The 10,936-nt window shown below is 51.5% G+C and carries 12 protein-coding genes; 1 reads left to right on the top strand and 11 read right to left on the bottom strand.

From position 1 onward, the window contains the following. On the top strand, nt 1-197 hold a 197-nt coding region (locus ACJY2L_RS16060; protein ID WP_439351299.1), incomplete at its 5' end, for a hypothetical protein. Here ACJY2L_RS16060 and ACJY2L_RS16055 read toward each other — a convergent pair. The 11 genes from ACJY2L_RS16055 to ACJY2L_RS16005 all read right to left on the bottom strand — a co-directional run bounded on the left by ACJY2L_RS16055 (nt 191) and on the right by ACJY2L_RS16005 (nt 10,864). After that, nucleotides 191-952 carry an amino acid ABC transporter ATP-binding protein gene (locus ACJY2L_RS16055; protein ID WP_439214471.1) on the bottom strand — a complete coding sequence of 254 codons (762 nt, stop codon included), beginning with the start codon at nt 950-952 and terminating at the stop codon, nt 191-193. The genes ACJY2L_RS16060 and ACJY2L_RS16055 overlap by 7 nt on opposite strands. 8 nt (nt 953-960) lie before the next feature. Then, a complete protein-coding gene (locus ACJY2L_RS16050) occupies nt 961-2,061 on the bottom strand; it encodes an amino acid ABC transporter permease (protein WP_439214470.1) in 1,101 nt (366 codons plus the stop codon). A 10-nt stretch (nt 2,062-2,071) separates the two neighbouring features. Continuing rightward, on the bottom strand, nt 2,072-3,250 hold the full coding sequence (locus tag ACJY2L_RS16045; RefSeq protein ID WP_209500748.1) for an amino acid ABC transporter permease: 1,179 nt from the start codon (nt 3,248-3,250) through the stop codon (nt 2,072-2,074). Nucleotides 3,251-3,325: 75 nt separating this feature from the next. Further along, nucleotides 3,326-4,351: an amino acid ABC transporter substrate-binding protein gene (locus ACJY2L_RS16040; protein ID WP_067427406.1), complete on the bottom strand. Its 1,026-nt coding sequence runs from the start codon at nt 4,349-4,351 to the stop codon at nt 3,326-3,328. 351 nt (nt 4,352-4,702) lie between these two features. Further along, on the bottom strand, nt 4,703-5,623 hold the full coding sequence (gene lpxP, locus ACJY2L_RS16035) for a kdo(2)-lipid IV(A) palmitoleoyltransferase (protein WP_067427408.1): 921 nt from the start codon (nt 5,621-5,623) through the stop codon (nt 4,703-4,705). 202 nt (nt 5,624-5,825) lie between these two features. Beyond that, nucleotides 5,826-6,122: a DNA-binding transcriptional regulator Fis gene (fis, locus tag ACJY2L_RS16030; protein WP_000462905.1), complete on the bottom strand. Its 297-nt coding sequence runs from the start codon at nt 6,120-6,122 to the stop codon at nt 5,826-5,828. A 24-nt stretch (nt 6,123-6,146) separates the two neighbouring features. Beyond that, nucleotides 6,147-7,112 (bottom strand): tRNA dihydrouridine synthase DusB, encoded by a 966-nt coding sequence (dusB, locus tag ACJY2L_RS16025; protein ID WP_067435074.1) that lies wholly within the window; start codon nt 7,110-7,112, stop codon nt 6,147-6,149. A 295-nt stretch (nt 7,113-7,407) separates the two neighbouring features. Then, a complete protein-coding gene (locus tag ACJY2L_RS16020; protein ID WP_439214469.1) occupies nt 7,408-8,136 on the bottom strand; it encodes a carbonic anhydrase in 729 nt (242 codons plus the stop codon). Between the two features lie 144 nt (nt 8,137-8,280). Continuing rightward, nucleotides 8,281-9,168, bottom strand: a complete 888-nt coding sequence (gene prmA, locus ACJY2L_RS16015; RefSeq protein ID WP_439214468.1) for a 50S ribosomal protein L11 methyltransferase — start codon at nt 9,166-9,168, stop codon at nt 8,281-8,283. A 15-nt stretch (nt 9,169-9,183) separates the two neighbouring features. Further along, complete coding sequence (gene panF / locus ACJY2L_RS16010) at nt 9,184-10,632, bottom strand: sodium/pantothenate symporter (RefSeq protein ID WP_439214467.1); 1,449 nt, start codon at nt 10,630-10,632, stop codon at nt 9,184-9,186. Continuing rightward, complete coding sequence (locus tag ACJY2L_RS16005) at nt 10,622-10,864, bottom strand: YhdT family protein (RefSeq protein ID WP_067427416.1); 243 nt, start codon at nt 10,862-10,864, stop codon at nt 10,622-10,624. Before ACJY2L_RS16005 ends, panF begins: the two co-directional genes overlap by 11 nt. Nucleotides 10,865-10,936: the final 72 nt, after the last annotated feature.

Genomic DNA, 10,936 nt, shown 5'->3' with positions numbered 1-10,936 from the left:
CCTTAACTGCCTTAACTGCCTTAACTGCCTTAACTGCCTTAACTGCCTTAACTGCTTCACCGCCTGCAGTTCATTTTAATCCTGAGATCACTTCAAATGGGCGAAAGCAGCGTGGTTTAATCTATCAGCGCAAAAAAAAGCCCTCGGCAACTCCAGCGGCCAAGGGCTTCTCTGGTTTCACTGCACTTCGTCAGTGAATTACCTGAGACAGAAAGGCGCGTGTACGCTCAGATTTAGGTTGTGAGAAAAATTCTGTCGGCGGAGCCTGCTCAACAATTTCACCACGATCCATAAAGATCACCCGATCGGCTACCGTACGAGCAAAACCCATCTCGTGCGTTACACAAAGCATGGTCATACCATCTTCGGCCAGGCCAATCATCGTATCCAGTACCTCTTTAACCATCTCCGGATCAAGCGCTGAAGTTGGCTCATCAAACAGCATAATTTTCGGCTTCATGCACAGCGAACGGGCGATAGCGACTCGTTGTTGCTGACCGCCGGATAACTGTCCAGGAAACTTATGGGCGTGCTCAGCAATGCGTACCCGTTCCAGATAATGCATAGCCAGCTGTTCTGCTTCTTTCTTAGGTGTCTTACGTACCCATGTCGGCGCCAGAGTACAGTTTTGCAGTACGGTAAGATGGGGAAAAAGGTTGAAGTGTTGGAATACCATGCCAACTTCTGTGCGCACACGTTCAATATTGCGCAGGTCATCGTTCAGATGAATGCCATCTACTACAATCCGTCCCTGCTGATGTTCTTCAAGATGATTGATGCAGCGTATGGTGGTCGATTTTCCCGAGCCTGATGGGCCACAGAGTACAATACGCTCACGCGGTTTAACCTGCAGATTGATATCTTTAAGTACATGAAACTGCCCATACCATTTATTGACATTATCAAGGGATATCATCAGGTTATCGGCATCTTTAATCATAGATTGGGTCATGATATTCCTTAGTGTGCGGTGCGGCCAGTATGAAAACGCTTCTCCAGATACTGGCTATAGCGCGACATGCTAAAACAAAAAATCCAGTAAACCAGGGCAGCAAACACATAACCCTCGGTCGACATTCCCAGCCAGGTCGGATCAACGGTTGCCTGTTGCACACTGCTGAACAGGTCGAATAAGCCAATAATGATCACCAGGCTAGTATCTTTAAACAGGGCGATAATGGTGTTAACCAGCCCCGGAATCGTTAACTTCAATGCCTGAGGCAGGATCACGAACGCCTGCGTTTTCCAGTATCCCAGCGCCAGCGACTCTGCAGCTTCATACTGCCCTTTAGGCAGCGCTTGTAAGCCGCCACGTACCACCTCCGCAACATAAGCAGACTGGAATAGCACCACCCCTACCAATGCACGGATCAGTTTGTCGATCGATGTTCCTTCCGCCATAAAAAGAGGCAGCATGACGGATGACATGAACAGCACGGTTATCAGTGGAACGCCGCGCCAGAACTCGATGAAAATGATCGATAGTGTGCGTACTACTGGCATACGTGAGCGACGAGCCAGCGCCAGTAAAATGCCCAGCGGCAATGCACCGGCAATACCTACCGCGGCAATAATCAGCGTCAGCGTCAGGCCGCCCCATTGGCGAGTTTCAACCCGCTCAAGGCCGAAGAATCCCCCGTACAGCAGAAACCAAACCACGACTGGATAAACGATAATCCAGCCAGCAATGTAGCGTCCGCGATGCGGCATGCTTTTTACAAACATCGGTATCAGGGAAAGCAGGCCAATTATTAGAGTAAGGTTAATGCGCCAGCGCAGTTCATGCGGATAGAGGCCATACATAAACTGGCCAAAACGTGCATGAATGAAAACCCAGCAGGCCCCCTCTTTAGTACAGTCTGAACGGGTGGTACCCAACCAGTTAGCCTGAAAAATCAGCCAATTCAGCGCCGGAGGAATAACCATCCACATGATCCACAGGCAAAACAGGGTTAGCAGACTATTGCCCCAGCTGGAGAACAGATTTTTGCGTGCCCAGCGCCATGCCCGTGAAGGAAAGCTGGCTGGTGCTGCCTGTGGTTGATGCGTTGTCACCGTCATATTTATTCTCTTAGCGCTCAACCAGCGCAATTTTGCGGTTATAGATATTCATTAACAGTGAAATAATCAGGCTGATAATCAGATAAACCGCCATGGTAATCGCAATGGTTTCTATCGCCTGTCCGGTTTGATTGAGCACCGTACCGGCAAACAATGACACCATATCGGGATAGCCGATCGCCGCTGCCAGTGAGGAGTTTTTAACGATGTTTAAATACTGGCTGGTTAGCGGCGGGATAATGACGCGCATCGCCTGTGGGATGATTACCTGTCGTAGCGTAACTGGATTAGGCAATCCTAATGAGCGTGCCGCCTCATGTTGGCCGTGAGGCACTGACTGAATCCCTGAGCGAATAACCTCAGCGATGAACGATGACGTATAAATAGAGAGTGCCAGCGTCAGCGCAGCCAGTTCAGGGATCAGCACAAAGCCGCCACGGAAGTTAAAGCCGCGCAAAACTGGAATATCCCAGTGCATGGCCGCGCCAAATATGGCATGGGCTATCGCCGGAAATACCAGCAACATAGCAATGGCTGTGGGCCAGGTACGACGCAATTGGCCGGTTTTAACCTGATGTTGACGGTTAAAGCGATATATCGCGATGGTGCCAATGATGGCCAGAAGCAGGGCGATTAAAAACGGCAGCGTGCCCGGTGCATATTGTGGCCAGGGAATATAGAGTCCGCGGTTGCTGACGAAGGTTAAATCAAATGCACTAAGTGCCTGACGCGGGCCAGGCAGATTACGTAGCACAGCAAAATACCAGAAGAAGATCTGCAGCAGCGGTGGAATATTACGGAACGTCTCAATGTAGATGGTTGAAATTTTTCTCAGCAGCCAGTTGTCCGACAGGCGGGCCAGACCGAGAAAGAAACCCAGGATCGAGGCGAAAACGATACACAGCGCTGATACCAGCAACGTATTGGTCAATCCGACCAGAAACACGCGCGCGTAGGTATCGCTTTCTGAATACTCAATCAGATGTTGAACAATGCCAAAACCGGCAGTGCGCTCGAGAAAACCAAAACCCGACGTAATGCCGCGATTAGCCAGGTTAACGATAGTGTTATGAACCAGATAACCCACAACCAGTATCACAGCGGCTACCGCAATGATTTGGTACACCCAGGCGCGAACCGCAGGGTTGGAAAATGAGAAATCCCTTTTCACGGTTGGGCGTTGAGACATGATGCAACCTCAGTGACGACATTACTGTTCCGGACGCCAGAAAGGCGTCCGGTGATAAACAAGAGCGAGCAGAAATTAACGCACTGGCGGAGCGTACTGAATGCCACCCTGATTCCATAACGCGTTCTGACCACGTGCAATTTTCAGCGCACTGTCTTTACCCACGTTACGGTCAAAGCTTTCCTGATAGTTACCTACCTGCTTAATGATGTTGTAAGCCCACTTATTATCCAGCTTCAGGTCTTTGCCAAAGTCGCCCTCTGCACCGAGCAGATGTGCCATATCCGGCGTGGTTGGCTTAGCGGCCATTTGATCGACGTTTTTAGAGTTGATGCCCATCTCTTCGGCATTCAGCATCGCGAAGAACGACCATTTTACGATGGTAAACCAGTCATCATCGCCACGACGCACTACCGGACCCAGAGGCTCTTTTGAAATCACTTCAGGTAAGACGATGAACTCATCCGGTTTGCCCAATTTGATACGCAACGCATAAAGCTGAGACTGATCGGAAGCCAGCGTATCGCAGCGTCCGCTATCCAGTGCTTTTGCCGACTCATCCGAACGATCGAACGTCACCGGCGTGTAGGTCATTTTGTTGGATTTAAAGAAGTCGGCGACGTTCAGCTCGGTATCGGTCCCGGCCTGAATACAGACGGTGGCGCCATCCAGCTCTTTAGCACTTTTCAGGCCTGCTTTGTTGTGAGTCAAAAAGCCGATGCCATCGTAATAATTCACGCCGGCAAACAAGAAGCCCATGCCGCCATCGCGCGCTGATGTCCAGGTGGTGTTACGTGAAAGAATATCGACTTCGCCAGATTGCAGCGCGGTGAAACGTTCTTTTGCAGTCAGCGGTGTATATTTCACTTTTGTCGCATCGCCAAATACAGCGGCAGCGGCAGCACGGCAGACATCCACATCGAGACCGGTAAATTTGCCGCTGGCATCAGCATAGGAGAATCCAGGCAGGCCATCACTAATGCCGCACTGAACAAAACCTTTCTTTTTAATGGCATCCAGCGTTGTGCCTGCATGAGCCTGATTAGCCAGCGTAAGCAGAGAGGCGGCCGCAACCAAAGTGGTAAGCATCATTTTTTTCATAAAGCATCCTGTGTGGCGAAGCATATTGTTATGGTGAGCAGCGCACCTTAATGCGCGCTTTTGCTGTCTGAGGTGGTTAGCCACCCACGACTTTGCAAAGGCAATGCCAGGTTTGAAGCAGTATGAATTTGTTGAAAATATCTGTTAATAACCTGACGTAACTGGAAAGTTCACTTAATATCGCGCACTAAAGCGGTGCGGCGTGAGTCGACAGGATCACATTTGGTGCAAAAAGTTTCACCAGATAGAGGCGATGTGAGCGCTGACGCGAAACGAGAAGGGCGTTGCTGAAAAATTGCAAAAAAAAAGCCCGCCGATCACATCGGCGGGCTTTGATAACGCTAATCAGGCTTAGTAAAGCGATGCTTTGCCCGTAGGGCGCGTTTTGAAGCGGCGATGAAGCCACAGATACTGGCTTGGCGCGCGCAGGATTTCGCGTTCAATCACTTTGTTCATGTAGGCTGCGGCCTCATGTTCATTATCCAGCGGATAGTCCTGCAACTCAGGCTGAATAACCAGCTCATATCCCTGACCCTGTTCTTTACGAATCAGTACGACGGTGATCATCGCTGGTTTTGCCATGCGCGCCAGCATATAGGTGCCGCTAGTGGTAGCGGCCTGAGAAACCGCGAACAGCGGAGCGAACACGCTGCCTTTCGGACCGTAATCCTGATCCGGGGCAAACCAAACCGCTTCACCTTGTTTCAGCGCTTTTACCATGCCACGCAGATCACGACGATCAATCATCGCTTTATTAGAACGCGTACGACCTTTGGTCTGTACCCATTCCATCAGTTTGTTGTTATGCGGACGATACATGGCCATCATGGGCTGGCACAGACCCATCGCGCGGCCACCTAATTCAAGTGACATAAAGTGCACGCCAATAATTAATGCGCCGCGTTTCTTTTCCTGCGCGCTTTTGAGGTTATGCAACCCGTTGACGGTGAACCAGCGTTTGACGCGTTCATCTGACCAAAACCAGGCCATCCCGGTTTCCATCAGGCCCATACCGAGAGATTCAAAATTGTGGACGATCAGCGCATCGCGTTCGGCTTCACTCAGGTCCGGGAAGCAGAGCTCCAGATTACGCTGCGTAATGCGCATACGGCGTTTCAGAAACCTCATGGACGTACGGCCCAGCCAGATACCCAGTTTCTCTAACAAAGGAAACGGCAGCTGTACCAGTAAGAAAAGCAGGCCAAGACCAAACCAGGTTAACCAGTAACGTGGATGGAGCATATGGCGGGAAAAGCGAGGTGCTGATTTCATCGATATCTCGTTATGCAGTAATGGATGACGGTAACGCATAAAGATGTACATCAGTCGCGATACAGATCGTTGGACAGCATGATGAATCAAAAGTTGAATAACAAGCGGAATTTTTACACGATTCAGACATTTCAATCGGCAGAATAGTGATTAAAAAAAAGGCGCTAACCCGAAGGCGCGCCTTTTTTTTCCGGTCATGAACTTAGTTCATGCCATATTTTTTCAATTTCTTGCGCAGCGTACCGCGGTTGATGCCCATCATCAGAGCAGCACGGGTCTGGTTGCCACGGGTATACTGCATTACCATGTCCAACAGAGGCTGTTCCACTTCAGCCAATACCAGCTCATAGAGATCGTTAACATCCTGACCATTCAGTTGAGCAAAATAGTTCTTCAGTGCCTGTTTAACTGAATCACGCAGTGGCTTTTGGGTCACCTGGTCTTGTGAGTTAACAGTAGAAACGGTCAGTACGTCAGAATTTACGCGTTGTTCGAACATAGTTCTTTCAGCTCTTTATTTCGTTTACGCAAGATTTTCGAAGTATGCCTCCAACGCCTCCAGCTGTTCGCTGGCATCCTCAATGGCGTTGAATGTGCGCCGAAACTGGTCGTCAGGGGCGTGCTCCTGGAGATACCAGGAGACGTGTTTTCGGGCAATACGGTATCCCTTGCGCTGACCGTAAAAGTCGTGCAGTTCCCGTATGTGTCCAATCAGCAAGTGCTTTATCTCTGCCATTGGCAGAGGAGCAAGCAACTCCCCAGTGTCCAGGTAGTACTGGATTTCCCGGAAGATCCACGGTCTTCCCTGGGCAGCGCGGCCTATCATCAGGGCATCAGCCCCCGTATAGTCCAGCACTGCTTTGGCTTTATGCGGGTCAGTAATGTCCCCATTCGCGATAATCGGAATGGAAACGTTCTGCTTAACTGTCCGAATGCTGTCGTATTCAGCTTCGCCGTTGAACAAACAGGCGCGAGTGCGTCCATGAATGGTCAGGGCCTGAATGCCACACCGTTCGGCCAATTGGGCAATCTCTACGCAATTGCGATTTTCAGTATCCCAGCCGGTACGTATCTTCAGCGTAACGGGCACGTCAACTGCATTCACCACCGCGAGAAGAATCGATCTCACTAACTCAGGGTGTTGCAGCAGTGCCGAACCTGCCAGCTTGCGATTCACCTTTTTCGCCGGGCAGCCCATGTTTATATCGATAATCTGAGCACCGGAAGCCACATTAATGCGCGCTGCCTGTGCCATATCATCGGGATCGCAACCGGCAATTTGCACGGTGCGTATTCCAGGCTCGTCACTATGAACCATGCGCAAACGCGACTTATCGCTTGCCCAAACCTCCGGGTTCGACGAAAGCATCTCAGACACTGCCATTCCGGCGCCTAACTGATAACACAATGTCCTGAAGGGCCGGTCTGTTATCCCGGCCATCGGGGCGGCAATCAGTCGATTACGGAGCTGGTGGTGTCCAATGCGCATGAAAAAGAAGTGACCATAACTGTTCGCAAGGCGGCGTATATTACGCATTTTTTTCAGAAGATGAAAGGCCAAGTTTTGAACAATTGGGTACAGAAAGCAGCAGGAAGAGAATAACAACGGGACGTTACTTTTTTTTAATTATTTATAACAACGAGTTATGTGATTTTAAGGTGAAAAAGTATACAAATAATTTCTTTTTTTTTAAGCCTAATCACCCGATAAAAACCGCCAAATAGCCTTATGTACAGCACATTTGGCGGTAAATATCATGATGTTTTATCAGGATTTAGCAGGATTATTCCACAATTACACGGCCGTTGAGCGTCTGTACCGGACGGCTGTTACCATGCTCGCCGAGGATTTTTTCAAACGAGGCAATTTGGGCAGGCGAAGCATAAACCGCATATTTCATTACCAGCCAGCGTACGCCTTCTGTGCAAGGGGGGGTCGTCAGCGATCCGCTGTAGCGATAGTACTGTTTGTTTACCGGTTTCAGTGACGAAAGATCAAGCGGCTTATTCAAGCGTTTCTCTTCATTCACCTTTGCAGGCACGCTGCGCAGGATCGCCTCCAAAGTAGGATTCACTGCGCCGGGTTTAAACATCACGCCCATTACCGCCAGGCCGCCCTGAGCGCTACTGTGCACAAAATGCACTTCAAGCGGGAAGGATTCGCCGTTAATCATGTTTTCTGCTGGCGTATGGAAATGGAACTGGCGCAGGGTAAACGTTTCGTCATCAACCTTGATATCATCGCCATCCTGCACGTTGATCTGCACGGTGTGGCCATTGTTCACAATCGATTTTTGCTTAGCGTTATATTTCACCGCCAGCGGCTGTAGCTGACCGTTTACCGCGCTACGAATATCGATAGGTGACTGGTTTTGGCCGTTTTTGCAGGTAGCAAAATCGGCGTCGATTTCGCCCCATTGATCGGGTGATTCATAAGACCAGTGATGATCGTGGGCCCAGGAGAAAGGTGCAGCGGAAATAGCCAGAGCACAGAGCGTATATTTTAATTTCATTTCAGAGACTTCCCCAGTGTTAATAACCGAATGCGCGGTATAACAACAGCGCAGAAACAGCACTAATTTCTGGCGGGGATAGTACCCAAACGATTGTAAAGAAACGCCCTGTGGCGAGCACCGCAGGGCGTTTTGAGACAGGTCTCAGGCGGAGGCGCGGATACCGGTAATGCGGCACCACTCTTCGCGTTCTGCTACTGGATCGAGCTGAAAGCGATCGGCATAGGCTTCGCACACGCTTTCCGCCTGGCTCGCCAGAACGCCCGACAGGCCTAAATGTCCTCCCGCTTTCGGTAGCACACCAATCAGCGGTGCCAGCTCGCGCAGAGGACCCGCCAGAATGTTAGCTACCACCACATCGGCGCTGAGATTGTCAGGTTGCTGATGCGGCAGATAGAGGGAAAGTCGGTCCGACACGCCGTTGCGTTCAGCGTTATCGCGGCTTGCCTGAATCGCCTGCGGATCGATATCGATCCCGATCGCCTGAGCAGCGCCCAGTTTCAACGCGGCGATGGCTAAAATGCCGGATCCACAACCAAAGTCGATGATCGTTTTGCCAGCCAGATCCAGACCATCAAGCCAGGCAAGGCAGAGCGCAGTAGTGGGATGGGTACCGGTGCCGAATGCCAGACCCGGATCAAGCATGACGTTAACCGCGTCAGGATCGGGTACGTCGCGCCAGCTCGGGCAGATCCACAAACGTTCGCCAAAACGCATGGGATGAAAGTTCTCCATCCACTCACGCTCCCAGTCTTTATCTTCAATCTGCTCAATTTTGTAATGGTAATCCACCGCTAACAGCGGATGCTGACCCATGCTCTGTACCACCGGTTCCATGTCGGTTTCGGCATCGAACAGGCCAATAATATCGGTATCGCCCCACAAACGGGTTTCACCCGGCAGCGGTTCGAAAACCGGATTATCATGGGTGTCCTGAAAAGTCACCGAAACGGCGCCCAGTTCGATTAGCGCATCGCCCAGCTCTTCAGCATGCGCGCCGGTGGTATTAATCTTGATTTGAATCCATGGCATAGCAATTCTCTTTATTTATGCAAAGTCGTCGCCATCCGCCTCGTGCGGCGTCTGACCAAACAGGTTGCCCACTAAAAACGCCAGCAGGCTGAGCGTTAATGCAGGCACAATCGGATGAAATCCGCCCGGCTGCAGCTTAAAGCTGGCCAGCAGGGTGTAGCTCAGCGCCCCGACGATCATGGCGCTGAGCGCGCCCGCTGCGTTGGCTTTTTTCCAGTACAGACCCAGCACCAGCGGCCATAAAAATACCGCCTCTAAGCCACCAAACGCCAGCAGGTTAAGCCAGATCAGCATATCCGGTGGATTCCATGCCGCGATCAGCAGCAGCAACCCGAGTAAAAAAGTGATGCTGGCAGACAGTAATTTTACCCGCGGCTCATTGGTGATCTGCTGAGGATAAAGACGCAGATAGAGATCCTTCACGATCGTGGCGGAGGATTGTAGCAATTGTGCATTGATCGTCGACATGATCGCCGCCAGCGGCGCCGCGAGAAAGATCCCGGCAGCAAAGGGCGGCAATACGGTGATCATCAGCCGGGGGATCACCTGATCCGGAACGGTAAGATCGGGCAACACCGCACGACCCAGCGCGCCAGCGAGGTGCATACCGAACATCAGCACACTCATCACCAGAGTACCGATGATAATGCCACGATGCACGGCCCGGCTGTCTTTGTAAGAGATGCAGCGCACGGCGGTATGCGGCAAACCGATCACGCCAAAACAGACCAGCACGCTAAACGAGGCCAGAAAGGCGGGATTAATGATATCGCCCACGCCTTGCGGCTGAGTCAGCTTAGGATCGATGCGCTGTAAGGTTTCCACGGCGGTAGAGAGGCCGCCAGCTGCGTGAATCACGGCGAACAGCAGCAAAAAGGTGCCAGCCAGCATCACAATACCCTGCATAGCATCGTTCAGCACGCTGGCACGAAAGCCGCCGAAAGCGGTATAGACCGCAATGGTGCCGCCGAAGATGATCAGGCCGGTATCGTAGGGAATGCCGGCAGCCGTCTCCAGCAGCCTGGCCCCGCCAATAAACTGTACGGTCATGGCACCAACAAAGGCCACCAGCAGGCTCAGGCTGGCCAGCCAAATCAACAGCGGGCTGCGAAAACGCGCATATAGCATGTCGTTCAGCGTAATGGCATTATGCCGGCGGGCAAGAATGGCAAATTTTTTGCCGAGGATACCCAGCGACAGCCAGACGGCCGGCACCTGCACCATCGCCAGCAGCACCCAGCCAAGACCATATTTATAGGCCGCACCGGGCCCACCAATAAAGGAGCTTGCGCTGATATAAGTGGTGGTTAATGTCATCGCCAGCAGAAAGCCGCCCATCGAGCGACTGCCTAAAAAATATTCCGTTAAAAAGCTGCCTTGCTGACGTTTACGCATTGCCCACACCGAAAGGGCGGCCACCAGCAGCAAATAGGCGAACAGCGGCAGGATAATGTTAACGTCCATGCGGCTCCTCCAGCGGGATATTTTTGAATACCAGACGAATCATCAATGCGCAAAGCACGATAAACAGCACGGGAGCAAACAGGCAGGAGAGTTCAAACCAGAGCGGCAAACCGGCAATGCCGGGTTGATTGCCACCCAGCCAGGCGCAAAGGCCCCAAACGGTCAGATAAGCGACAGCCAACAGCAGCGACCAACGAGCCTCTCTGTTAGCCTGGATAAAGCGCGCATCCATCAGCACATCCTCAATGCGAAACGCCGAAAGCTGGAAAAACAAAAGGCCGGATAACCGGCCTTCAGGGTACTC

The organism is Duffyella sp. Ts4, assembly GCF_051851875.1.
In the GTDB taxonomy this organism is placed as follows: domain Bacteria; phylum Pseudomonadota; class Gammaproteobacteria; order Enterobacterales; family Enterobacteriaceae; genus Duffyella; species Duffyella gerundensis.
The sequence above is the reverse complement of the archived record's forward strand: the minus strand, read 5'-3'. Positions and strand labels throughout refer to the sequence as shown.